Here is a 25,219-nt window from a genome sequence, read left to right as displayed (position 1 = left end):
TCTTCTGATTAATCTCCCGCCAAATCCTCGAGCCTGAAACCGGTTATTTTCCCGATCTCCCCAAGAGCCGTCTCTCTTTCCTCCCGCTCCGAATGATGGATGCGAATTTTCATGGAGAACAATATCTCGTTCTTGCTTTTTCCCTTTACCGCCATGATAAAAGGAAACCCGAACTTCTCCGTGTATTCGCGGTTATAGGAAGCGAATTGCTCGAATTCTTCTTGCGATAGCTGGTTAAGCCCGGCGCCCTGCTGTTCGGCAGCGGAATAATCCGTCACCTCTAATCGAGTCGCCAGATCGGGATGTCCGCGGAACAGAGCCGTTATCGTCTCTTCGGGAGCCTGCCGCACGATTTCCATCATCTTGTCATGAAGCTGCTTGCGGGTTTTGAACGGCCTGTGTTCCCATGCGCCTTGCGCGACCCATGGAGCATTCTCGAAAATGCCGCCAAGCACCTCGGTAAACTGTTCCCGGCTCATTTTGCTAATGACCAGCATGGGGATGGCTATTTTAGTTCTCATGAGGAATCCCTCCTTAATTGAACGGCTTTTTGGACGGAACGCACGATACCTCCGTAACCGGTACATCGACATAGATTGCCCGAAAGCGCCTCTTCGATATCTTCCGTGCTTGGTTCAGGGTTATGGCTCAGCAATGCTTTTACGGAAATGATCATTCCAGGGGTACAGTAACCGCATTGATAACCGCCCTCTTCAAGAAAACATTGCTGGATCGGGTCGATCTCCGCTTGGCTAAGCCCTTCGATCGTCGTAATCTTCTTGCCCTCGCATTGGTAAGCCATCGTCAGACAAGAATTCACCTGCTGCCCGTCGACAAGCACCATGCAAGCCCCGCACCTTCCGATCTCGCAAGATACCTTCGTACCCGTCATCTGCAGATCATCGCGCAGAATCGTCAGCAATCTTCTGGTCGGGGGTACGTCTAACGATATCGGTTGACCGTTAATATCGCACTCGATCACTTTATCGGACCTGCGCTCGGCCAAGCTTCTGTTGATCATGGGCGACTCACCGCCTTTACGAGAAAATCGGGTACTTCCTGAAGAGATTCCGGGTCTATGGGCAGCTTGCTTATTCGTTTGCCCGTCGCATGATAGACCGCTGCGGCAATAGCGGGCGCAACGCCGACGGAGCCGATTTCTCCGACCCCGCGAGGACCGTGCTCGTCATCCTCGGGAAGATCTTCTATCGCATGAACCTCTATCTCTCCATTCAAGTCGGTATAAGTCGGAATCATGTACGTATCGAGATTTCGGGTTAAATACACGCCGCTATCCATGACGGAATCCTCCGAAAGAGCGAATCCGACAGCCATGCCGCTGCCGCCTTCTATCTGCCCTAGAAACCCTTGCGGGTTCATTACGGGACCGGCTGCTACCGCGTGATATTGCTTCAATACCTTAACCCTTCCCGTAAGAACGTTCACTTCAACTTCCACGGCCACCGCCGAATAGGTATACAAATAATGCGCTCCGATTCTTTTGGTCGGCGAAGCGGGAAACGGAAAATGCGTTTGGAACCGAATTTCCTCCTGGACACCTTGGGCCAACTGACCATACGTAAGGAGTAGATGCTCTCCCGACCTATTCCAGATGCCTCCGGTTCCGACCCGAAGACTTTCGGTCGGCAGGGACAGCAGCTTGGATGCCTCATCCAGCATTCGGTCAAGAAACGGGCCCCGAAGCTTCTGAAGCGACTTCCACATCATGCTCGTCGCCCGCGACGCCGTGCTGGACCCGCTGTGGGGAACGAGATCGGTATCCCCGATCACGATTCGAATGTCCTCCGTCCCGAAGCCGAATTGCTCGATCAGCATGAGCTCTAACGTTGCGATCAATCCTTGCCCGAACTCCTCGTAGCCGAAAATCGCCTCGATCTTGCCATCCTCCGCCAAGGCCAGCATACCTCCCGCGGGATCCGGAATGCCGAATCCGAGCCCCGAGCCGTGCATGACGAACGCAGCTCCCGTCCCCTTGCGCAGCCATGGATTATCGGTGATCCTATCTTGCCGATCCAACCACATCGAGCTTCCCGCAAGCGACTTCCATACTTGCATCGCACCGTCCGTTCGGACGATCGTCTGTCCCAGTGGTCCCGGGTCTTCAGGCTTGCGCATGTTCATCAAGCGGAATTCCCATGGATCTTGACCGAGCTTCTCCGCCAATCGATCCATCTGGCCTTCCAAAGCGAAGATCGCCTGGTTGCCGCCAAAGCCGCGAAACTCTCCCGATACGCCGTTATTCGTATACACAGACACGCCTTCGACCTCGACGGAATCATATCGGTAAGGGCCCGTCACATGCTCTATCGCGAAGTTAAGCACCTCCGCGCCAAGCGTTGCATAGGCCCCCGTATCCGCGACAATGCTGACTTGGTGCGCCAGAATGCGCCCGCTATCGTCGACTCCGGTTTTCATCGCGATCCTCATCGGATGCCTTTTTAAACCGGCGCGAACCGACTCCCAGCGCGAGTTGTGGATCTTAACTGGCCTGCCCGTCACCAAAGCGAGCAACGCCCCGTAAGGTTGAACGTTCAATTCGTCCTTGCCGCCGAAGGAGCCGCCGATCGGGCTGGAGACGACTCTGATATTAAATTCGGGCAGCCCCAATATCCGCGCAAGCTGCATCCGATCCTTATAGCCATGTTGAGTGGGAGAATAAACGGTTAATCTGCCGCCTTCCTCCGGAATGAACAAGCCCCCTTCCGTTTCCATGTAGGTATGCATTTGTCTCGGGGTTAAATAGGTTTCTTCGACGATATGAGTGCAACCGGCGAACCCACTAGTTACTTCCCCGTATCCGTATTGGTTACGGTGAAGCACGTTTCCTCCCGGATGCAGCTTGGGAGCCTGCTTGGTCTGCGCCTTCACGGGATCATCCACGACCGGCAGCACCACGTATTCCACTTCAATGCTCTCTAAAGCTTGAGCGGCGATTTCCGGCGTTTCCGCGGCCACTGCCGCTACCGCGTCGCCGATATATCTGACCCTATCCTCGCACAAGACCGGCTGATCCGGGTTCACGATGCCGAACCGGTTCATTCCCGGGATGTCCGCATGCGTGATGACCGCGTGCACTCCAGGTATTCTCTTCGCCTTCTCCGTATGAATCGATACGATACCGGCATGGGGATGAGGACTTCTGAGCACGCGTCCGACGAGCATGCCGTCCCTTGACATATCCGTCAAATAAGCGAGCTTTCCGGTTACCTTCTCCGGCCCGTCGGGCCTGATTCGCCATCTTCCTCCGCTTGTCGTCTTATTTAACGCCATCTTGCTCCCTCCCCGCCCCTGAAGGCTCGCCGCAAGCTTTCCATAGCTCCATGACGATCAAATTCGCCGCCGCCTTCTTGCGGTACTCGTCCGTGGCGAACGGATCCGACTTCGGCCTATAGCCGTTCATGACAGCTTGATGAACCTCTCCGAGCAGCTCCCGGTTCGGAATCTGCCCTTTCAATAGCTTCTCCGCGGCGGGCAGGCGATGAGGAATCGTCTGGCCCCCGCCTGCGGCGATTCGAATTTCCGCAAGCTTGCCGTCTGCCTTTATCCCTCCGCTAATGGCGACGGTAACCAACGACTGAGTGAATGCTTCCCTGCGCCCTACTTTGTGGAATGCTCCGAATCGCTTCGGTACGAGCTCCGTTTCTTCGATTATTGGAAGATGCACCCGGGTAAGCAAATGGGAAGCCTTCGGTAATTGCTCTTGAAGCCGTTCCGCCCACTGCGAAGCATCTTCGGTCATCGGGCTAAGTCCCGTGTTCCATTCGAACTCGGCTTGGCTGACGATGAATACGGGAAGAGAGTCGCCCACGCGGGAGGCGATATTGCCTCCGACCGTAGCGAGATTCCTTACCGAGGAAGCGGCGATGGAGCGAATCGCATCCGCCAGCATCGGATAATGCCGGATAACGTGCGGATCCTTGCGGCAATCGCCAAGCGGAGTAAGTGCGCCTATCGTAATCGAATGTTCTTCCTTAACGATCCCTTTCAGTCCCGGGATGGAGCTCAAGTCGATCAAATGCTTCGGCATGGTCGCGATGCCCGCTTCCCACTGCGTACGCAGCAATGTCCCGCCGGCCACGTATATCGCATCCGCATCCAACAGTTTCTTGAACGTCCATGCTTCCGTCGCATCCCGCGGATGCCATACGGAGGGAGACATCATCTTGTCCTCTTGTCCGGACGCCATCGTTACTCCCTCCTTTTCTTATGGAATGGTTAAAATCTTTGTTCCCTGATATAAGGAATCCCGAGCGCTTCGGGAGCACCCGACGGCTTATTGCGATTGCGCCAGCCTAAGTACATGAGAACGAGAATGGTCACGATATAAGGAATCATTTTGAGAAAATAGGAAGGAATATGACTGCCAAGCAACTGAACCCGGAAGCCGATCGAATCCAGCGCCCCGAAGAAATACGCGCACAGCAATGCGCGAACCGGATTCCATCTGGCGAAAATAATCAGAGCGACGGCGATCCAGCCGCGTCCCGAAGTCATCCCTTCCGTCCAAGTCGGGGAATAGACGAGCAGCATATCCGCGCCGGCCAACCCGATGAGCATGGACCCTGCAACGATGTAACCGTAACGGAAAGCTTGAACCCGGATGCCCATGACGTCCGCCGTCGGCGGATTATCGCCGATCGCCCGGAGGTGGAGCCCCCAGGAAGTCCGGTGAATGAACAGATGCATAACGATAACGAGCAAGAAGCTAAACCAAGTCAACACGTCCAAATGAGCGAACAGATCGCCGATCAACGGTATGGATTCCAGGCCGGGCATGTGCCATTTCGGCACGGAGCCAGGGAGCGGGATCCCGCTGTAAGATTTCCCGAGATAAGCGCTTAAGCCTGCGCCGAACAAAGTCATCGCGAGACCGCATACGATTTGGTTGCTAACCAAGGAAACGGTAAGAAATCCGTGGATAATGCCTAACAGGGCGCTAACGGCGAATACGGCTAGAAGCGCCAACGCTAAGCTCCCCGTATTCAGATAGGTCATGCACGCCGCGACGGCGCCCATAAGCATGAGGCCTTCCGCCCCGAGTTGAATGATTCCCGAGCGTTCGATCAGAATTCCGCCTAACGTCGCGAATAAGAGAGGAGTTCCGGATCCGACCGCCGCTACTATGATTTGTATGAACATATCCATCGTTTATCCGCCCCCTTAACCGTTCCGCCTTAGCCGATATTTGCCGATCGTGTCGCCCGCGATCAAGAAAAACAAAATCGCGCCCTGCAGCATGTTGGATATCGACGAAGGCAGTCCTAACGTCTGGACGCTATACCCGCCTACGATCAAGCCGCCGAATAAGAACGATGATACGACAAGCCCAACCGGATTCAGCTTGGCGAGCCAAGCCACGATAATGGCCGTATATCCGTACCCCGGGGATATCCCGTACATAAGGCGGTGCGTAACTCCGGACACCTCGCTCATCCCTGCAAGACCGGCTAACCCGCCGCTAATGAGCATTACGATGATAATGTGGCGAGAAATACGGATGCCCGCGTTCTTGGCCGCTTCCGCATTCGCGCCGATTAACCGCAGCTCATACCCCCATCGCGTATAACGAATCGTGAAAGCGTAGAGAACGACCACGATAATCGCAAAGAGAAGACCCAAGTGCAGTCGCGTATCGCCGAGTACGGGCAACGACTGCGCTGCGTTAAAGACCGGGGTACCGGGAAAGTTAAATCCCTTCGGGTCTTTCCAAGGGCCGAACACGAAATAATTCAGCGCAAGCAATGCTACATAATTGAGCATTAAGGAAGTTATGAGTTCGTTGACCTGGAAATAAGTCCGCGGTATCGCCGTCAGCAAACCCCAGAAGGCACCCGCCGCGATCCCGAAAACAATCATAAAAGGAATGCTGAAATAGATCGGCAAATCAGGAAAATAAATCGTAACGGCCGTCGCGGCTATTGCCCCTGCGGCAAACTGCCCCTCCGCGCCGATGTTCCATACCGATATCCGGTAAGCAATCGAAACGCCTAGCCCGCATAAAAGCAACGGAATGGATTTAACCAGCGTCTCGGTCAGCCCGAAAGTACTTCCGAAAGCCCCGGACAGCAGCTTCTTGTATACCGGAAAAGGATTCATCCCGTTTGCTGCGATGAATATCCCGCAGACGACCAAAGCCAGCACGACAGAAGATATCGTCACTCGCCAGACGTTAATTCGTTTGCTCGGATCGTACTCCAACCGATACGGAAGACGAATGAATGTAGAAGATGAGGAAGTTTCGCCTTGTTTAAGGGAAACCTCTCCCGTCACCGGTTGTTCGCTCATACCGCTTCCTCCCCGTTGTCTTGAAGACCTGCCATGTATTGCCCGATCCGTTCCCGATCCGCTTCCTCTCGGGACATCTCGCCGATAATGGCTCCGTTGTATATCACGAGTACCCTATCGGACAATTGCATCACCTCATCCAAGTCCTCCGAGATGAGCAGCACCGATTTCCCGGAATCGCGCAAGTTCGCGAGCAGACGGTGCACGCCCTCCGTTGCGCCGATGTCCAAGCCTTGCGTAGGATGCACGGCGATCATTAACAGCGGCTGGCGATGAATTTCCCTGGCGAACAGCAGCTTCTGCTGGTTGCCTCCGGACAGCTGCTGTACCGGCGTATCCAAGTCCGGCGTCTTAACGTCGAACTGTTCGACCAGCTCCTGCGACCATTGCCGGTTGCGTCCGATACGCAGGAAACCGAGCCATGAACGCTCCTTCGTCCGGTAGGATTTGAACAGCAAGTTATCCACGACGCCTAAGCTCCCCGCTAACCCGCTTTTCATCCGGTTCTCGGGAACATGGGAGATACCCGATTCGATCGCATGGCGAACGGAGGCGTTTTTCATTTCCCGACCATTAAACACGATTCGCCCTTTCTTCCACGGGAGGAGACCGGAGAGCACTTCGGCGAGCTCCTTCTGCCCGTTGCCGGCAACGCCGGCTACGCCAACGATCTCTCCCTGATGGACTTCAAGGGAAAGATGATCAAGCGCCTTGCGCCCGTGTTCGACATAGACATCCAGATGCTGTACGCTGAGCAAGGATTCGCCCCTCTCGCGCTTCGACAACTCGCGAGGCGGAGAAATCTCTTTGCCTACCATGATCTGCGCCAGCTCCCGCTCGCTTGTATCGTTCTTATCGACCGTATGGATCATTCGGCCCTTGCGCATGACCGATATTCGGTCCGCGACGGCCATGACCTCCTTCAGCTTGTGCGTCGTCAGGATGATCGTCTTGCCTTCCGCCTTCAGCTTCTCCAACGTCAGGAACAGCTGGTCTGCTTCTCCCGGCGTTAGCACGGAAGTAGGCTCATCCAAGATAATAAGACTCGCGCCGCGGTAAAGCGTCTTGACGATCTCGACGCGCTGCTGCTCCCCGACCGACAATTGCCAGATTGGACGATCGACCGGGAAAGCGAGGCCGAATTTCTCGGATATCCCGCGAATCTCCTCTTGCTTCTCTTTCATCCATCTCGCGCCGCGCCAGAACGACGACTTCTCGCCGAGAACGATGTTCTCCGCGGCGGTTAACGTTTGAACGAGACGGAAGTTCTGGAATACCATTCCGACTCCGAACTGAGAAGCTTCCTTCGGCGAACGGATTTTAACCGGTTTGCCGAATAAGCGGATATCTCCGCTTGTCGGACGATATACGCCCGACAACATGCACATCATCGTGCTCTTGCCTGCCCCGTTCTCTCCGAGGAGCGCGTGGATTTCACCCGCGTTGGCGCTAAAATCAACGTGATCGTTCGCCGCCACCTTACCGAATTGCTTGCAGATTTGGCGCATTTCCACCGACACCGTTGGTTTCATATCCACCGCCTCCTATCGTTCTCGAATCTATCCAGTGACAGCGCGCTTCCTTCAGATCAAAGGGGGTATCGATATCCGCGAATACCAGCTCCGAAGCAACCTGCACCAGCTTCCCCCGGTAATCGGGAGAGGCGAGCAGCTTTCTTGCTCCCATGTCTCCTTCCAGCCTGTTTAGTCCAGGGAACATGGAAGGAGCGAACAAGGCAGGCGGTTTCCCGATTGCTTCGCCCGCGCAAGCGACGAAATCCAGATCCGGTTCGGCAACATAGGCGGCAACTAGCCTATCTAGCAAATCCGAAGAGATAAAGGGTTGATCCGCAAGGACGATCAAGATCGCGTCCGGATTCAGGGATAAAGCATCCTGCAGCCCTTCTCGTAAAGAATAGGACATCCCGTCGGCAGCTCTTGGACAAGGAAGAATGCGCAGCTTTGCGTTTTTCGCCCCCGCAAGAGGCGATTCCCGCGGCATCCAATTCAACTCGTCTTTCTCCCTTACGACGACGGTTATCGAATCCAGACGATCGCAACCGATCATTTCATTCAGGGCGATCGATCCAAGACGGCTACCTGGCGCAAGCTCCAAGGAAAGCTTGGGAACCTTCATTCTCCTGCTCTGTCCCGCCGCCATATAAATCCCAACGATACGCAATGCCGCTCACCTCACGCTCTCTTCGCCGGCTGTTCCTTACCGCGATCAGCTCCGCAGCGATGCTAACCGCGATTTCCTCAGGACCTTCCGCCCCGATATCCAAGCCGACCGGAGCGCTAACCACGCCCTCGGCCGGAAGTCCGTTCGTTAAATGCTTAATTCTATTTTTGGAACCCATAATACCCAAGTATGCCGGCTTCAAAGGCAATAACAGCTCTAGCATCTCGCGATCCTTGCGCATCTGATGGCTGCAGATCAATACATAGTCGGATGACCGTATATTAAGCGAGCTCACGATCGCCTCGGGCGAACCGACCGCCAGCTCCGCGCCGGGAAACCGCCCGGAATGGCATAAAGTCGATCGCCAATCCCCTATCGCTACGCGGAAACCGATTCGGCTTGCAGCTCGGGCGATCGGTACGGTACCCTCATCCGTCCCGTAAACGAACAACCTCGTTCTGGGTTTGAAAATGGTGGAAAATAACGGCTTCTGCCCGCTCTTGGTTAAAGAAGCCGCGGACTGTCGCTGCGATATTTTCTTGAATTCATAGCGTAGTTTTCGTCCGGCCGAATACCGAATCATTTCAACTTCAGCCCCCGCCGACACGGAGTGATATGCTTCCGCTAGCGAGTTGAGACATTGATCGCCCATCGGTTCAAGCAGAATACGTATTACTCCTCCGCAGCCAATCGCTTCGCCCCAGATGGCATCCTCTTCAGGCCGCATATTATAAGCGACTAGCTCGGCTTCGCCCGATTGCAGCAATTCTTGCGTTCTTTCCTGCAGATCGGATTCCAAGCAGCCGGGACTTAAGCTCCCGACTTTGCCGCCATCCGGCAAGAGCAGCATCGCAGCCCCCGCTTTACGGTACGAATGCCCCTCCGCATGAACGAGGGTGGCAAGCACGGCCGGCTCTCCTACGCGATGGGCGTAGGACAAGATCGAGTATCCATCCATTCCATCCATTCCATCGCCTCCGTTCTCTAACCGATTCTGCTCAATAGCTCTTTAAGCACGCGATCCGATTCTTTTAACACCCGCTTGCGATCGACAGTGCGAACGATCTTGCCCTGCATGACGATCTCTCCGTCAATCAGAACCGTATCCACGTCGCCCCGAGTAGCGGCATAGACGACTCTGGAGAACAAATCCGCGTCATAGGAAGGATACGCATGGAAATCTTCCAGATCGAGCAGCTGCAAATCAGCCAACTTCCCCACCTCGATGCTTCCGATCTCCTTTTCCATGCCTAGCACTTCCGCTCCGCCCATCGTCGCCATCCGAAGCACGGTCCTCGCGTCCATGACCGTCGGACCGTGCTGGATTTTCTGGATAAAGGCGGTCAAGCGCATTTCCTGGAACATATCCAAATTATTGTTGCAGGGAGCGCCATCCGCTCCGATTCCGACCGCTATGCCCTCCCTCAGAAGTTCCGGCACTTGGGCGACTCCGGAGGCAAGCTTCATGTTAGAGCCCGGACAGTGGGTTACCTTCACCCCTCGGTCGCGGATGATTCCCTTCTCCTCATCGTTCAGCCAAATGCTGTGAGCCAGGATTAAGTTAGGCTTTGCAAGTCCGATATGGTCCAAGTAAACAACGTTACGCATTCCCCGCTCCGCTTCGACCAACGCAATCTCGTCTAAGTTTTCCGAGGCGTGCGTATGCACCTTTACCTTGTATTGCTCGGATAAGTCGCGTACCCCGATAAGCAACTCCTCGGTACAAGATACGACGAACCGCGGGCAGAACGCATATTGAATCCGACCGTTCGCTGCTCCGTGCCACCGCTCCAGAAGGTCGACGCTTTGACGCAGGGAGCTATCCGTTTCCTCTTGCAGCGCCAGGGGCACCTCCGTGCCATGATCCATCATAACCTTGCCGGATAAAGCCCTCATCCCGCTTTCCTCGATTGCCCGGAAGGCATATTCTGTATGATGGACCGTCTCCATGTCGAGGATCGTCGTCGTTCCGCTGCGGATCAGTTCTCCTAACCCAAGCAATGCGGAATAATAGACCGAGTCTTCATCGTGCGCGGCTTCCAAGGGCCATATTTTCTGGCGCAGCCAGTCGATCAAAGCCAAGTCGTCCGCTCTGCCCCGGAATAAGGTTTGGCATAAATGAATATGCGTTTGAATAAACCCCGGCAGCAGCACTTTACCTCCCGCGTCGATAACGACGTCCGCTTGAACGTCCAAATTCGCTCCTATCGCCGATATGACGTTATCCGTGATCGCGATGTCACCCTTCAAAACCTCGTTGCCGGCATTCATCGTCATGATGACCGCATTGCGGATTAGTTTCGTTGCCATGGGTTATCGTCTCCTCCCAGCTGCTATTGCCGCTTCTTTTACCGTATGCGGTCTGTCGACGAGTTTTCCCTACTCAATAGTCGCCTGAATAGGAATGCCATCTTTAACCTCAATAAATCGTCGATTCGCTTAAAGTCGACATCGAGCAATTCTCCTAGCTTCTCTATCCGGTATGTGGCCGTATTGCGATGGATGAAGAGCCGCTTGGCCGTCTCGTTTAATTGACCGTCATTGTCAAGGTATGTTTCCAGTGTCCTCATCATTTCCTGCACGTATTCCGGATCCCTGCCCAGCAACCCTCCAAGCCAACGGTCGCAATACGTTTTCATCTTTTCCTTGGGCACGGATTCGAAAATAAAAGCCATGTCGAGCGTCTCGAATTTAAGAAGCCGTTCGTTCATTCCCCAATCCCTCGCCAGCCGATGGGTTTCGCGGCACTCGTCGAAGGATTCGAACAGCTGCTCCGGCTTTTTCTTGCGGCTGCTGATCGCGGCAATGGGCCGTTCCGCCCGATCCGCCTTACCCGAGAAACAAGAATCAAGCGCCGATAGCAAGCTTTCTCCGCCATCCTCCGTCCGATCGGGGAACAAGGAGAGAACTCCCTCGTCAATGACGAGATGGATCCCTTTCATCTCCTGCAGCCGGGTATGGCTCAAATATTCTTTTTTCAGAAACTCCAGCTTCTCCATTCGGACTTCCGTTTGGGTCGACAGAGGGAAATCCGTTATTACGCAGCGATAAGGCTGCTTGAAGAGATCGATTTCCCAGCGTTGCTCGTATTCCATTACCGTCTCGATAGGAAGTCCGTGCTTTAGATGGCGTTTAATGAGGAGTCCGAAATCCTTCTGGACGGAATGCTCGAAATAATCTTCGTAGTTAAAATTAAGATGATAGGAGAGCAGCTCCGCGGCTTGCAGATATAAGCTTTCTTCGATCGATGAAAGGAACAACCGGGAGTTGAAGAACATCGCATATCCCGTGCATTGCTCTTGTTTCATAAGGGGAACTCTGTAGGCTTGCCAATCCTTCTGTTTGACCCATTTGGAGTGATGGGAAGATTGACGCTCCGAAAGCAGGACGTCTTCGGGCACGTTCGACGAGTTGTACACTAACTGACCTCTGGAGCCGATTATGGCAACCGGATCTCCGATGACGTCGGTCACCGCTTCGAACAACCGATGAATCGGCTCTGCCTGAAGCGCGAATCTCATTAAACGGATTTGTTTGTTCAATACGTCCTGCAGCAGACCCGTGCTGCGTTTGATTTCCGCTTGAAACAAGCCGTTCATCTGATCCGAAAACGTAAATTGATACGGGAGTTCGATTAGGGGAAACCCAAGCTCATTCGCCTGCTCGACCAAGTTAACGGGAACGGAGCTCCAGAATCTGCCGAGCTTGATGCCGAGACCGGCGGAGCCGCATTCATTAAGCTTATTAAGAAGCTTTAAGGCATCTTCCGGATCGTCTTTCAAGAGGTACGCCGTCGTAAGCAGCATCTCGCCTTCCTTGATCCAATCCGTAATGTCGGGCGCATCCATGACGTTAACGGATTTGACGACGCGGTTGATTCCCGTGCTGCCTGCGATTAGCTTTCCTTCCGAAAGCGGATATACGGTTAAAGCCTGCTCGACTGTCAAATACATGGCCGTCTCCCCCTTAGCAAGCAAATCTATACAAGACAAGAGAAATTATGTGAATTGTATGTAAATATATATAACATATTAGGGGTAAAATTGTTCTATTGCAATAACAATGTCATGTATTGTTACATAAATCTGGCGTTTCTTACTATTCTATAATCGATTTGAGTTCGCCATGTCGCTTCATTTAAAAGGCGCGTTGCAAAAATGATAAGATAATGCTTCATTTTATGTTTATTTATCCCGCTCCATCAACGTTATGCGAAATGATTTGTTAGATTACATAACACATGCGTTGGATTTTAGTTAAAATACACCTTTAAGAGCGGACAAAGGAAAAACGCCCTTTTTGGCAAAGCCAAGATTAAAGGGCGTTTTAAGGTTGCGCAAGCGAACTATGATGTTAGAAGATTAAAAAGAAAAGTAATCTGCCTTTTTAAGCCGCTCGTTCGCTGTACATTCCATTTCCATGCGTTCTTTTCGATGAAATTAATACGCCGGCGTTGCTGGCGGATCTGCTCTTCAAGGTTATGGTGGTGATGATGCATCCCGTTTCCTCCTCTATGCGTTCCCGATAGGAACATCATAGAAGATGAAGTATGACAGCTGATTGTCATACTTCGGAATATCGCCGAAGCATTTTTTCGATTTTTTCGCGAAGCAGCTGTTTTAGCGGAGGCGGTTGCAGCACGACCGCGTTGTCGCCGAATCCCAGTATCACGGACATCAACCACTCGGGATCTTTTGCGTTGAACGAAGTGGTAAATGTCAGCGAGCCATCTTCGTTGAATTGCCTTTCATCCCCGTAAAAAATATCCAGCGCTTTGGCTACCGAGCTCCCAGAGACAACGATCACGGCAATGCCGATATCCGGCTCCGGCCTGAAATCGTTCCAGATGTCTCTCGGAGCTGATGCATGGCTTTTTCTTGACCGCTCCGGCAAAATATGAACATCCGTCATCCTGGATAATTTGAAAACCCTGTAATCATTACGTTCTCTGCAAAACCCATGCAAATACCAAGAGTAGTACTTAAAGTGCAAGCTGACCGGCTCGATGACTCTAGTGGTTCGCTCATTGTTGGCATTCGTGTAATCCGTGCGAATGACGGTTTCTTCTTCAACCGCTTTACGGAGCAAGTAGAGCATATGATTGTTAGTTCTCCAGCTTCCGAAATCAAGCGAGAGGCTGGGATTAGGATCTCCTTGCCTTATCGTCTGAAGCCTATGCAGGGTTTCCTCTGCCCGAACATCCTTGAACACGGTGGCCGTGCTGTGAAGAAGGGTGATCAAAGATTGAATATCGTCCGTCCGCAAGAGACTTCTATCCATCTTGTATTCCTCGATTATCCCGAAGCCTCCGTTAACGCCTTGATAAGAGACAACTGGAATTCCGGCGGCGCCGATCGCTTCTATGTCGCGGTATATCGTACGCTGGGATACTTGATATTTATCCGCCAGCTCCGAGGCGGAGATGACTTCGTTGTTCAGCAATGCGTAAGTAATGGATATCAAACGTTCTAATTTGATGGCGATCACTCCGGTTATGAAAACTTTGTGAAAGACAATATTCAACAGCTTTCTAATTCATCATAAACTATACTGTTGTCTACCGTCACTAACTCGACGGAATAAACGCGAGAGGAGCGAATATGAACAAAACTAACAAACTGCCGTTCGAGGACTATCTATTGGATTCGCAAGACGAAGAAATCATATGGATCAAAGGCAAAGCTTTTATTGTCAGGCTGGCAACCGACAACGATATTGAGCGAATCGGCAAAGGGTATTTTACGATGAGCAACACCGAACCTACTGCATCTTCGCGATAAAATAGTAAACATTAACACAGATGACCCCCAATTTATCGGAGGTCATCTGTTTTGTATATTATAGAGCTAGTCGTTATCCGGGATATCCGACTCCTCGGCGCTTGCTAGTCCCGCGAACAAAGCATGAACGAATTGATCCGCGTCGAACTGCTGCAGGTCGTCCATTTTCTCGCCTAACCCGACAAACTTAACCGGCAGGGACAGCTCGTTGCGAATAGCGATGACGATTCCGCCCTTAGCCGTGCCGTCGAGCTTAGTTAGCACCAAACCGGTAACCCCGCTCTTCTCGCCGAATAATTTGGCTTGTTGAAGGGCGTTCTGACCGGTCGTCGCATCCAGGACAAGCAATGTCTCATGCGGAGCGCCGGGAATTTCGCGCTGGATGACTCTGTGGATCTTGGCCAGCTCTTCCATGAGATTGGCTTTGTTTTGGAGCCTTCCCGCGGTGTCGCAGATGAGAAGGTCGACGTTCTGTTTTTTGGCCGCCTGAACGGCATCGAACATAACGGCGGCAGGATCGGAACCCGACTCCTGCTTAATGACATCGACTCCAACGCGTCCGCCCCACACTTCCAATTGCTCGATTGCGCCCGCTCGGAAAGTGTCTCCCGCCGCCAGCAACACTTTCTTGCCTTGTTGCTTATAACGCCATGCCAGCTTTCCGATCGTCGTCGTCTTGCCGACGCCGTTCACTCCAACGAACAATATAACCGTGATGCCGTTAGGGTTCTCCTTGATGCCGACCTCTTCTCCAGTACCTTGTAGCATCCCCACAAGCTTCTCGGATAGAATTGGGCGAAGTTCGGACGGCTGCTCGATTTTGCGTTTTTTCACTTCCGCGCGCAATTCGTCGATCAAACCCATTACCGTATTTACGCCAACGTCGGCTCCGATCAGGATTTCTTCCAGCTCTTCGAAAAAATCCTCGTCGATCTTCTTGCGCCGGCTGAACAACTCCTCCACTTTACCGACGAACGCGTCGCGCGTCTTTGACAATCCCTCTCGGAATTTGCTCGTGACCGCTTCGGTTTTGGAGGCGATGCTTTCCTTAAGACGCTTGAAAAAACTCATTTGCGTTCCCTCCAACCTATTGCTAATCCATTGTTTTGTTTGTATTTTTCAGACGAATAGCGGTGCCACAGGCCGTTATTTCGTCTGCAAGGCCCGATTTCGTGAAAATAGCGGTGCCACGGGCCGTTATTCTGCTCTACGCGAGCAGAGTTTTATGCCGTCGCAGTAGCCGGTGCCGTCATCTCTTCCGTCTCCTCCAGACGGACGGATACGAGCTTCGAAACGCCGCCCTCTTCCATCGTGACCCCGTATAGAACGTCCGCTTCCTCCATCGTTCCTTTACGGTGAGTAACGACGATGAATTGAGTCGAATCGGAGAACTCGCGCATGTATTGCGCGTATCGCGCTACGTTGGCTTCGTCCAGCGCCGCCTCGACTTCGTCCAGCACGCAGAACGGTACCGGTTTGACGTTCAATATCGCGAACAGAAGCGCGATAGCCGTAAGCGCCCGCTCTCCGCCGGAAAGCAACTGCAGGTTCGTCAGTTTCTTGCCGGGCGGTTGAGCGACGATGTCGATGCCCGTATCGAGCGGACGGTCCGGCTCCACCAGAACGAGATCCGCGCGGCCGCCGCCGAACATCCGGGAGAACACGACCACGAAATGCTTCCGGATCTCCTCGAACGTGGTACGGAAGCGTTTGGACATCTCGTCATCCATCTCGCGGATAATGCCATGCAGCTTCGTCTTCGCCTCGATGAGGTCGTTTTCTTGCTCCGACAGGAAATGGAAACGCTCGAATACGCGTTTGTATTCCTCGATCGCCCCCAAGTTAACGTCGCCAAGCGAGGATATTTTCCGTTTCATGTCGCGGACTTCGTTCTGGGTAGCCAGAATGTCCTCCGGAACCGGATAACGCTCCTTGGCGAGCTCGAAGCCGATTTCGTATTCCTCGGTTAATTTGCGCAGCAGATTATCAAGTTCTACATCCATCCGGTTAACCGCGATTTCCGCTTGGCGCAAGCCTTCCTCGACGTTTCTCAGCTTCGCGCGCTGTTCCTTCGTCTCGCCTTCCTTGCGTTCCAGCTCGCGGTGCTTCTCTGCGCGGTCCGCCCGTTTGAATTCGATATTTTCCGTAAATTGTTTCTTCTGTATGCGCAATTCGTTCAAGCGTTCCCTGTGCTCTACCGACTCTTCCACCGTTCTGGCGGTTTCCGCGTCGTTATGCTCCAAGGATTCCTTGAATTGTTTTCTTTCTGCGGTTATGCGTTGCAAGTCGGCACGCTGACGGCCGATCTGCTCGTCGACGGCGGTTCGATCTTGCTCCAACCGCGCTATCGATACTTTCAGCTCAGTAAGCGTCGCTTGGAGCTCCTCTTTCGCGGAAGCGCTCTTGCGCCGCAGATCCTCGGCCTCGCGGATTCGGCTCTGAATACGCTGCTCTTCATCCGTAAGTGCGGCAAGCCGCGCCTCTGCTTCCTCTTTGCTGGTGTTCAGTCCGCCGGCTTCCGCATCGAAAGCCGCTTTCTCTCCCAGCATCGCGACCCGTTGCTCCTCGAGCAGCTTCTCGTCTTGCAAGAGTTGCCCGCTTTCTCCCGATACCTGCTGCTCCTTCAAGCGTTCTTGCTCCCCTTGATTGCGAAGCTGTTCGATATTCTGAGCGACTTGGGCTAGCTCTTTTTTCAGATCGTCGGTTTCCGCTTTAGCCCGCTCTCTTGCCGTCTCCGCTTCCTTGATCTCTCGCTCCAGCTCTTCCAATTGCCGCTGGCGGCCAAGCAAGCTGGAAGACTTCTTCTGGAGACTACCGCCCGTCATCGAACCCCCGGCATTCACGACGTCGCCGTCCCGCGTTACGACGCGGAAACGGTATTGCAGCCTGGAAGCAATCCGGTTAGCCAGCTCCAGCGACTCGGCGATAATCACGTTTCCAAGCATGCTGCTGACGATCGCGGAATATTTCGGCTCCGAGCCGACAAGCTCGGAAGCCACGCCGATAAAGCCTTCGGCCTGCTCTAATATGCGGCGGTCGCTATCCGGCAAGTTTCTTGCCCGGATGACATCGAGCGGGAGGAACGTAGCCCGTCCGGATTGACGTTGCTTCAAATAGGCGATAGCCGTACGCGAACTTTTCTCGTCTTCCATGACGATATGCTGCAGCGCCGCTCCCAATGCGGTTTCAATAGCGACCTCCAGATGACCCGGTACGCTGACGAGCTCTGCCACGGCACCGTGAACGCCGTGCAGATTGCCTCTTTTCGATGCCTTGAGCACTTCACGGACTCCGTGTTGGAAGCCGTCATAATCATTCTGAAGCTCTTTGATCGTGTCCCTTCGCGACACTAGAGCTTCCTTCTTCTGTTCGAACCGGCGTACGGACGCCTGGGCTTCCTCGACCTTCCGTTGCAGTTCTCCCGATCGGACCCCTTCCGCAACGTAGCGGTCGCGAACTTCCGTAAGCGCCCGCGTTACGGCCGCTATCCTCTCCTCGAGCTGCTCGCGCTTGGCCTGAAGGGCATCCATCTGCTCGCGCCATTTCGTTTCCTCTTCCGCGATCCTGGCAACCCTGCGTTCCAACACTTCCCGCTGGCCTTCGCCGTAGCGGATATCGTTACGCGCTTGCGCCATCGCGTTCAGCGTATCGAACAGCTCGGCCTTCAAGCGCTCTTCGACTTCCGTGCTTCCGTCCGCCAACGCCAATCTGTCTTCTTCGTCGGCAAGCTTAGCGGAGAACCCGGACAATTCCGTCTCCAACTGAGCTCTCTTCACCTTTAACGCCGCATCCTCGGCGGTCGTTAGCTCGAACCGCTCTTCGGCTGACGTCAACGACTGCTGCAGCCCTTTGCGAGTACGCTCCAGGTGACCGCGGCGTTCGTTAAGCAATTCCACGTAGCCTTCCGATTTCTCGGTTTCCTCGCTGCAACGAAGCAGCTCGTCCTGGAGCTTCTCCAACAATTCCTCCAGTTGAACTAGCGCTTGACGTTCTTCCTCGAGGATCGCGTCATGTTTGCTTACGAATGTGGATAAACCCAATTGTTCATCGCGAAGAACCGCTAGCTTCTCGTTCGTTTGCGTCCAGGAAGTATGCACTCCCTCGATCTGATGAACGTACAGCGCGATTTCTTTGTTTTTCAAATCTTCTTTTAGCGTTTTATAGGCTTCGGCTTTCTCCGATTGCTCCTTAAGCGGCTCGATCTGGCCATTAAGCTCGCTGACGAGGTCATGAATCCTCAGCAAATTATTCTCGGTATCCTCGAGCTTCTTCTGGGCTTCCTTCTTCCGGCTTTTGTACTTTACGATCCCGGAAGCCTCTTCGAAAATTCCCCGTCGATCCTCCGAACGCGTGCTCAAGATTTCCTCGATGCGGCCTTGTCCGATAATCGAATACGCTTCCCGGCCGATTCCCGTATCCATGAACAGCTCCGTAATATCCTTGAGCCGGCATGGTTGTTTGTTGATCAAATATTCGCTTTCCCCGTTCCGGTGAACTCTGCGGGTCACCGTCACTTCGCTGAAGTCGAGGGGCAATGCCTTGTCCATATTGTCCAACGTCAAGGATACCTCGCCGAAATTTACGGCCTTCCGGGTATCGCTGCCCGCGAAAATGATGTCCTGCATATTGCCGCCGCGGAGCGATTTCGCGCTCTGTTCGCCAAGTACCCAGCGAATGCCGTCGGAAATATTGCTTTTGCCGCTGCCGTTCGGTCCGACTACCGCGGTGATGCCCCGTACGAATTCCAGCTCGGTCCGGTCCGCGAATGACTTAAAACCGGTCAGCTCGATTCTTTTCAAAAACATAAGGATAATATCTCCTCTCGAGTCGTTCGGTTAACCGAGTTACGCCTTCGGAAATGTCGCAAGCGCCTGCGAGGCCGCTTGTTGCTCCGCTTCCTTCTTAGATCGTCCTATCCCCGTGCCCAGCCGCTGCTTGCCGATAGCCACGACGGCGACGAACTCGCGATCATGGGCGGGACCCCGCTCCTCCACGATGCGGTAATCAAGAGCCCCCATCGACAGTTGCTGAACTTTCTCCTGCAGTTCCGTCTTGAAATCCTTAAGCGGAGTTTGCCCGTCACGGGGCAACGCGGAAAATAAATGACGGTCAAGAAAAGTACGCACGGCGTTTAATCCTTGATCCAAATATAGAGCGCCTAGGAACGCTTCGAAAGCGTCGGCAAGCAAAGACGGACGCGTTCGGCCTCCCGTCTGCTCCTCCCCTTTGCCGAGCAGCACGACCTGCCCGAATTCGAGCGTCTCGGCAAAACGGACAAGCGATGGTTCGCAGACGATACTCGCCCGCAAACGGGTCAATTCCCCTTCCGGAGAATCCGGATACAGCCGGTACAAATACTCCGAAACCGTTAGTTGCAGTACGGCATCGCCTAGAAACTCCAGCCGCTCGTTATCGGCAATGCGGGGGCCCCGCTGTTCGTTCACGTAGGAAGTATGAGTGAACGCTTGCTTGAGCAATGCCGGATTCCGAAATGTCATGTCGATGCGTTCTTGAAATTCCTTAAATACGTCTGTCATCTTCTCTCACCTCAATTGCGCCGCATAAACAACCGACGCAGGCAGCATATGCCGCCTGCGTCGACGTTCACGCGCTTATTAGGCTTCGTATTTACGCATGATGATGGTCGCGTTATGGCCGCCGAACCCGAACGAGTTAGACAATGCCACTTGCACGTCCGCTTCACGCGGCTTATTCGGTACGTAATCCAGATCGAGCTCCGGATCTTGATTGTCGAGGTTTGCAGTCGGCGGTATAACGCCGTTCTGAAGCGTTAACCCCAGAATAACGGCTTCCACGCCGCCGGCAGCGCCGAGCAGGTGACCGGTCATCGACTTCGTCGAGCTGACCGCAAGCTTGTAAGCGTGGTCGCCGAAAGCTTTCTTGATCGCCATCGTTTCCGATTGGTCTCCAACCGGAGTCGATGTACCGTGAGCGTTGATATACTGGACGGCTTCCGGGGCGATTCCGGCGTCGTTCAACGCCTTTTTCATGCAACGGGCAGCGCCGTCCGGATCCGGTTCGGTCATATGATGGGCGTCTCCGCTCATCCCGTAGCCAATGACTTCGGCATAGATGCGAGCGCCTCTCTTCTGAGCGTGCTCAAGCGACTCTAGAATAAGTACGCCCGCGCCTTCGCCCATAACGAAACCGTCGCGTTCCACGTCGAACGGCCGACTCGCTTTCTCCGGCTCGTCATTGCGCGTGCTCATCGCCCGCATGGAGCAGAAACCCGCCATCCCGATCGGGCGGATCGTCGCTTCCGCGCCGCCGCAGATCATAACGTCGGCATCGCCGCGTTGAATCATTTTATAACTATCGCCGATGGAGTGCGTTCCCGTCGCGCAAGCCGAGACGGCTGCGGAGTTCGGGCCTTTGGCGCCGGTGATCATCGAAACTTGGCCGCTGGCCATGTTCGCGATCATCATAGGGATAAAGAACGGGCTCACGCGGCGAGGCCCCTTCTCCATCAGCACAGTATGCTGATCTTCCCAAGTGCCTAATCCGCCGATTCCCGAACCGACGACGACGCCAACCCGTTCAGGGTCGGCATTCTCGCCGATGACGAGCTTTGCGTCTTCGACGGCGAGTTTGCTGGCCGCCACGCCGAATTGCACGAAGCGGTCCATCTTGCGGGATTCTTTCTTGTCGATATATGCGCCAGGATCGAAATCCTTGATTTCTGCTGCTATCTTCGTTGTATATTCAGTGGTATCGAATGCTTCTATTAGGCTAATTCCCGATTTACCGTTCAATAAGTTGTTCCAGAACGTAGGCAAATCGGATCCGAGGGACGTGACGACCCCCATTCCCGTGACTACAACACGCTGTGTCAAAACCAATTCACCTCTTCAGGGTAAAAGACGCTTAAATGTGCAGAAGTCCCGTCGCAATAACGGGACCCGGTCGATCATTACGCATGAGATTGTATGTATTTAACGACTTCTCCCACCGTTGTGATCTTCTCTGCATCCTCGTCTGAAATCTCCAAGTCGAATTCGTCTTCGAGCTCCATAACGAGTTCTACCACATCGAGAGAGTCAGCGCCTAAGTCGTCTTTGAAGGATGCTTCGGCTGTTACCTCTGCCTCTTCAACACCTAGGCGTTCGATAACGATGCGTTTAACACGTTCTTGTACATCGGACATCCGGTTCACCTCCCTTAACGTATTATACGTGAATCATGGACAAAAAGCCATACTGCTTAACCGTGCTACATGTACATTCCGCCGTCGACGTGAATCGTTTGGCCGGTCATGTACGAAGCGGCATCGGAAGCCAGGTAAACGACGGCCGCCGCGATGTCCTCGGGACGGCCCATGCGACCGATCGGAATTTCTCCGAGCAGCTTCTCCCGATATTCCGCGGGAAGCTTGTCGGTCATGTCCGACTCGATGAAGCCCGGCGCTACGGCGTTAACCGTAATCCCGCGCGAAGCCAATTCCTTTGCCGCGGACTTCGTCAATCCGATGACGCCCGCTTTGGCGGCGACATAGTTGGCTTGCCCGGCATTGCCGAGCACGCCGACGACGGACGAAATGTTGATGATCCGGCCTGACCGCTGCTTCATCATGGAACGGGTCACGGCTTTCAGGCCGTTGAACACGCCCTTCAGGTTCGTCTCGATGACTTCGTCGAATTCGGATTCCTTCATTCGCATGATTAGGTTATCACGGGTAATGCCCGCATTATTCACGAGAATGTCCAGCTTGCCGAAGGCTTCGATTGCCTTCGATACCATTTCTTCGAATTCCGCGGCTTTGCCGACGTTCGCTTTAACCATGATCGCTTTGCGACCGAGCGCTTCCACCGCTTTCACGGTTTCCGCCGCAGCCGCTTCGCTGCCGGAATAGTTAACCGCCACGTCCGCGCCTGCCTCGGCAAGCGCGATCGCGATCGCCCGGCCGATTCCGCGCGACGCTCCCGTTACGAGAGCGCTCTTGCCGTTTAGATCCCACATCGCCATTATCCGATCACCCTCTCGTACATTGTCGCTGTTTCAGCTTCATTGTGCAACTGCGTCGGCTGCCGCGGCACTGTTTACCGAAATCACCTGTACCGATTTGTCGATCTTCTTGATCAAGCCGGCAAGAACCGTCCCGGAACCGATCTCCACGAAAGTGTCGACGCCTTCGCCGATCAGATACTTAACGGTGTCTTCCCACTGAACGGGGGATACCACTTGTTTCACCAATAGCTCGCGAAGCTCTGCGCCGGAGGTAACGGGTTTGGCATGAACATTCGCGATAACCGGCACTTGAGCGGAATGGAATTCTACCTTCGACAGTTCCCCTGCTAAGTTGTCCGCCGCAGGTTGCATGAGCGACGAGTGAAAAGGACCGCTGACGTCAAGCGGGATAACCCGCTTGGCTCCCGCCTCTTTTCCCCGCTCGACGACGGCCGCAACGCCTTCCGCGGACCCCGATACGACGATTTGCCCCGGGCAATTCACGTTAGCGAGTTCTACGAGCCCTGTCGAAGCGGAGATATCCGCGCACAGAGACTGCAACGTTTCACGCTCCGCGCCAAGCACGGCAGCCATGGCGCCTTGTCCGCTCGGTACGGCTTGCTCCATGAATTGACCGCGCGCCCTCACGAGCCGGATCGCATCTTCGAAAGCGAGCACGCCCGCGGCGACAAGCGCGCTGTATTCTCCCAAGGAGTGCCCGGCGACGAAATCCGGCTTGACGCCCTGATCTTTGTACATTTCAAGCAAGGCAATGCTGGTAGCCAGCAATGCCGGTTGCGTGTTGGCCGTCTGACGCAATTCCTCATCCGGTCCTTCGAACGCCAGCTCCGTTAACGGAAACCCGAGCACCGCGTCAGCTTGATCGAGGATCGCGCGAGCTGCGGCATTGCTATCGTAAGCATCCTTACCCATGCCAACCGATTGCGCTCCTTGACCGGGAAATACAAATGCGATTTTACCCAATGTAACTCCTCCTCTTCCCTTACCAGACCAAGACGGAAGCACCCCACGTTAATCCGCCGCCGAAGCCGACGAGCACGAGGCAATCCCCTTCCTTGACGCGTCCCTCTTCCACCGCTTCCGCAAGGGCGAGCGGGATGGAAGCAGCGGATACGTTGCCGTAACGGTCCAAGTTGATCATAGCCTTGTCCTCCGACAAATCCAATCTCTCCAAAGCCGATTGGATGATTCTGATATTCGCTTGATGCGGAACGAGAAGATCAATGTCGGACTTCTCATAGCCGGCGCTGGCCAAAGCTTCCTCTGCTGCGCTTCCCATGACCCTGACGGCGAACTTAAACACGTCGCGTCCGTTCATCTCGATATAATGACGGCGTTCGCTGACGGATTGCTCCGTCGACGGAAGACGGGAACCGCCTCCGCTGATCTTCAGCAACTCGCCGCCGGAGCCATCGGCTCCCAGCTTGAACGATTTGAATCCGCGGCCTTCCGGAACCTCGCCTAGTATGACGGCGCCTGCCCCGTCGCCGAACAGAATCGAAGTGTTGCGGTCCGTGTAGTCCGTAATCCTGGACAGGCATTCGGCGCCTACAACGAGAACGTGACGGTACATTCCCATCTTGATAAATCCTGTCGCGTTTGCGAGCCCATAGATGAATCCGGAGCAAGCGGCGGATAAATCAAACGCCGCGGCCTTCTTCGCACCCAGCTTTTCTTGCAGCAAACAAGCCGTGGAAGGAAAGAACATATCGGGGGTAATCGTCGCGACGATAATCAGATCGAGCTCTTCCGCCGATATTCCCGCGCTCTTCAACGCTTGAACGGAAGCCTCATAAGCAAGGTCGGACGTCGCTTGCTCCTGAGCCGCGATCCTTCGTTCCCGAATTCCCGTCCGGGTAACGATCCATTCGTCGTTCGTTTCAACCATCCGTTCCAAATCTTGATTCGTTAGACGGCGTTCCGGCACGTATTTGCCCGTTCCCAGAATACCGACAGCTATTTCATTCATGAGTCCTCTCTCACTTTCCGCTGAATTCATCCGCTAGCGCCGCGATGAGTCCGTTTCCGATTGCCGTGCGCGTTTGCCTGATCGCCGTCTTCATGGCTTTGGCATCCGAGGAACCGTGGCCCTTGATGACCAAACCGTTTACCCCCAATAATGGAGCGCCGTTATATTCGTTATAATCCATTTTATCCCTGACGCGCCTGAAGTTCGGTTTAAGAACGCCTGCAGCTAGTTTGGAGGTGAAAGAAGCCGTCAACTCCGCCCTCAACAGCTTGAATATCACGGACGCAGCGCCTTCGATAGCCTTCAGCATAATGTTTCCCGAAAAGCCGTCGCAAACAAGCACATCGCACGGTCGCTCCAGCACATCCCGGGATTCAACGTTGCCTACGAAGTTAATTGGAGCCTGCTCCAGCAGTTCGAATGCTGCTTTCGTGAGCTCGTTTCCTTTGGCCGCTTCCGTACCTACGTTTAGCAATCCGACGCGAGGTTCTCGAATGCCGTGTACTTTGTTCCTGTACAGGCTGCCCATAAGCGCGTATTGTACCAGATGCTCGGGCTTAGCGTCCATATTAGCACCCATATCCAATGCCAGGATACCGGCATTGTCCAGAGTCGGAAACATAGGAGCCAATCCGGGACGATCTATTCCCTTCAATCTGCCGACGACGAGCAGCCCGATGGCCATTAATGCACCCGTATTGCCGGCGGATATCATGGCGTCTGCTTTACCTTCCTTGACTAATCGCCCTGCTACGACCATCGAGGAATTCGTTTTGCGGCGAACGGCCTTGACCGGCTCGTCATCGCTCTCAATGACCTCATAGGCGGGTTCAATCGTTATATTATGAGGAGCACCGCCCAATAAGGGCTGAAGCACTTCCGGATCGCCTACGAGAATCAAATGCGTATCGGGCCATTCGGCAGCTGCAGACAATGCACTCTCGACATGGGCGTGCGGCGCATGGTCGCCTCCCATGGCATCAATAGCTATCCGCAT

The 25,219-nt window shown here is 54.1% G+C and carries 22 protein-coding genes; 1 reads left to right on the top strand and 21 read right to left on the bottom strand.

The genetic code is table 11. From position 1 onward, the window contains the following. Nucleotides 1–8: 8 nt before the first annotated feature. From uraD to E2980_RS14710, 12 genes are all read right to left on the bottom strand, one after another. Nucleotides 9–521 (bottom strand): 2-oxo-4-hydroxy-4-carboxy-5-ureidoimidazoline decarboxylase, encoded by a 513-nt coding sequence (gene uraD, locus E2980_RS14765; protein ID WP_135152947.1) that lies wholly within the window; start codon nt 519–521, stop codon nt 9–11. Continuing rightward, nucleotides 518–1,021, bottom strand: coding sequence for a (2Fe-2S)-binding protein (locus E2980_RS14760; protein WP_135152946.1), 504 nt, complete (start codon nt 1,019–1,021; stop codon nt 518–520). The genes uraD and E2980_RS14760 overlap by 4 nt, the downstream gene beginning before the upstream one ends. After that, nucleotides 1,018–3,291 carry a xanthine dehydrogenase subunit D gene (pucD, locus tag E2980_RS14755; protein WP_135152945.1) on the bottom strand — a complete coding sequence of 758 codons (2,274 nt, stop codon included), beginning with the start codon at nt 3,289–3,291 and terminating at the stop codon, nt 1,018–1,020. The genes E2980_RS14760 and pucD overlap by 4 nt, the downstream gene beginning before the upstream one ends. After that, nucleotides 3,278–4,207 carry an FAD binding domain-containing protein gene (locus E2980_RS14750; RefSeq protein ID WP_135152944.1) on the bottom strand — a complete coding sequence of 310 codons (930 nt, stop codon included), beginning with the start codon at nt 4,205–4,207 and terminating at the stop codon, nt 3,278–3,280. Before E2980_RS14750 ends, pucD begins: the two co-directional genes overlap by 14 nt. Nucleotides 4,208–4,236: 29 nt before the next feature. Beyond that, nucleotides 4,237–5,166, bottom strand: a complete 930-nt coding sequence (locus E2980_RS14745; RefSeq protein WP_135152943.1) for an ABC transporter permease — start codon at nt 5,164–5,166, stop codon at nt 4,237–4,239. A gap of 15 nt (nt 5,167–5,181) precedes the next feature. Next, complete coding sequence (locus tag E2980_RS14740; RefSeq protein ID WP_135152942.1) at nt 5,182–6,306, bottom strand: ABC transporter permease; 1,125 nt, start codon at nt 6,304–6,306, stop codon at nt 5,182–5,184. Further along, nucleotides 6,303–7,838, bottom strand: coding sequence for an ABC transporter ATP-binding protein (locus tag E2980_RS14735; protein ID WP_135152941.1), 1,536 nt, complete (start codon nt 7,836–7,838; stop codon nt 6,303–6,305). The genes E2980_RS14740 and E2980_RS14735 overlap by 4 nt, the downstream gene beginning before the upstream one ends. Further along, nucleotides 7,786–8,442 (bottom strand): nucleotidyltransferase family protein, encoded by a 657-nt coding sequence (locus E2980_RS14730; protein ID WP_167747138.1) that lies wholly within the window; start codon nt 8,440–8,442, stop codon nt 7,786–7,788. Before E2980_RS14730 ends, E2980_RS14735 begins: the two co-directional genes overlap by 53 nt. Next, nucleotides 8,402–9,454, bottom strand: a complete 1,053-nt coding sequence (locus E2980_RS14725) for an XdhC family protein (protein WP_135152939.1) — start codon at nt 9,452–9,454, stop codon at nt 8,402–8,404. The genes E2980_RS14730 and E2980_RS14725 overlap by 41 nt, the downstream gene beginning before the upstream one ends. A gap of 17 nt (nt 9,455–9,471) precedes the next feature. Next, entirely contained in the window at nt 9,472–10,797 is a 1,326-nt protein-coding gene (locus E2980_RS14720; RefSeq protein WP_135152938.1) for a 5'-deoxyadenosine deaminase, read from the bottom strand. 38 nt (nt 10,798–10,835) lie between these two features. Then, the gene (locus E2980_RS14715; protein WP_135152937.1) at nt 10,836–12,440 is read right to left on the bottom strand and encodes a PucR family transcriptional regulator; all 1,605 of its coding nucleotides are present in this window, start codon (nt 12,438–12,440) and stop codon (nt 10,836–10,838) included. A 610-nt stretch (nt 12,441–13,050) separates the two neighbouring features. After that, nucleotides 13,051–14,010, bottom strand: a complete 960-nt coding sequence (locus E2980_RS14710; protein WP_240703041.1) for a helix-turn-helix transcriptional regulator — start codon at nt 14,008–14,010, stop codon at nt 13,051–13,053. A gap of 77 nt (nt 14,011–14,087) precedes the next feature. Between E2980_RS14710 and E2980_RS14705 the strand changes: the two genes are divergently transcribed. Then, nucleotides 14,088–14,267: a hypothetical protein gene (locus E2980_RS14705; RefSeq protein WP_135152936.1), complete on the top strand. Its 180-nt coding sequence runs from the start codon at nt 14,088–14,090 to the stop codon at nt 14,265–14,267. Between the two features lie 66 nt (nt 14,268–14,333). Here E2980_RS14705 and ftsY read toward each other — a convergent pair whose 3' ends face one another. The 9 genes from ftsY to plsX form a co-directional block, all read right to left on the bottom strand. Further along, on the bottom strand, nt 14,334–15,338 hold the full coding sequence (ftsY, locus tag E2980_RS14700) for a signal recognition particle-docking protein FtsY (protein WP_135152935.1): 1,005 nt from the start codon (nt 15,336–15,338) through the stop codon (nt 14,334–14,336). Between the two features lie 152 nt (nt 15,339–15,490). Then, nucleotides 15,491–19,072 carry a chromosome segregation protein SMC gene (smc, locus tag E2980_RS14695; protein ID WP_135152934.1) on the bottom strand — a complete coding sequence of 1,194 codons (3,582 nt, stop codon included), beginning with the start codon at nt 19,070–19,072 and terminating at the stop codon, nt 15,491–15,493. 39 nt (nt 19,073–19,111) lie between these two features. After that, on the bottom strand, nt 19,112–19,804 hold the full coding sequence (rnc, locus tag E2980_RS14690; RefSeq protein WP_135152933.1) for a ribonuclease III: 693 nt from the start codon (nt 19,802–19,804) through the stop codon (nt 19,112–19,114). Nucleotides 19,805–19,882: 78 nt separating this feature from the next. Next, entirely contained in the window at nt 19,883–21,121 is a 1,239-nt protein-coding gene (gene fabF / locus E2980_RS14685; RefSeq protein WP_135152932.1) for a beta-ketoacyl-ACP synthase II, read from the bottom strand. A 77-nt stretch (nt 21,122–21,198) separates the two neighbouring features. Beyond that, nucleotides 21,199–21,432, bottom strand: a complete 234-nt coding sequence (acpP, locus tag E2980_RS14680) for an acyl carrier protein (protein WP_115990925.1) — start codon at nt 21,430–21,432, stop codon at nt 21,199–21,201. Between the two features lie 65 nt (nt 21,433–21,497). Continuing rightward, a complete protein-coding gene (gene fabG, locus E2980_RS14675; protein ID WP_135152986.1) occupies nt 21,498–22,244 on the bottom strand; it encodes a 3-oxoacyl-[acyl-carrier-protein] reductase in 747 nt (248 codons plus the stop codon). Between the two features lie 45 nt (nt 22,245–22,289). Beyond that, a complete protein-coding gene (fabD, locus tag E2980_RS14670) occupies nt 22,290–23,216 on the bottom strand; it encodes an ACP S-malonyltransferase (RefSeq protein WP_135152931.1) in 927 nt (308 codons plus the stop codon). Between the two features lie 19 nt (nt 23,217–23,235). Beyond that, on the bottom strand, nt 23,236–24,222 hold the full coding sequence (locus E2980_RS14665) for a beta-ketoacyl-ACP synthase III (protein WP_135152930.1): 987 nt from the start codon (nt 24,220–24,222) through the stop codon (nt 23,236–23,238). Nucleotides 24,223–24,232: 10 nt separating this feature from the next. Then, nucleotides 24,233–25,219 carry a phosphate acyltransferase PlsX gene (gene plsX / locus E2980_RS14660; protein WP_135152929.1) on the bottom strand — a complete coding sequence of 329 codons (987 nt, stop codon included), beginning with the start codon at nt 25,217–25,219 and terminating at the stop codon, nt 24,233–24,235.

This window comes from Cohnella luojiensis (genome assembly GCF_004564235.1).
Taxonomy (GTDB): Bacteria; Bacillota; Bacilli; order Paenibacillales; family Paenibacillaceae; genus Cohnella; species Cohnella luojiensis.
The sequence above is the reverse complement of the archived record's forward strand: the minus strand, read 5'-3'. Positions and strand labels throughout refer to the sequence as shown.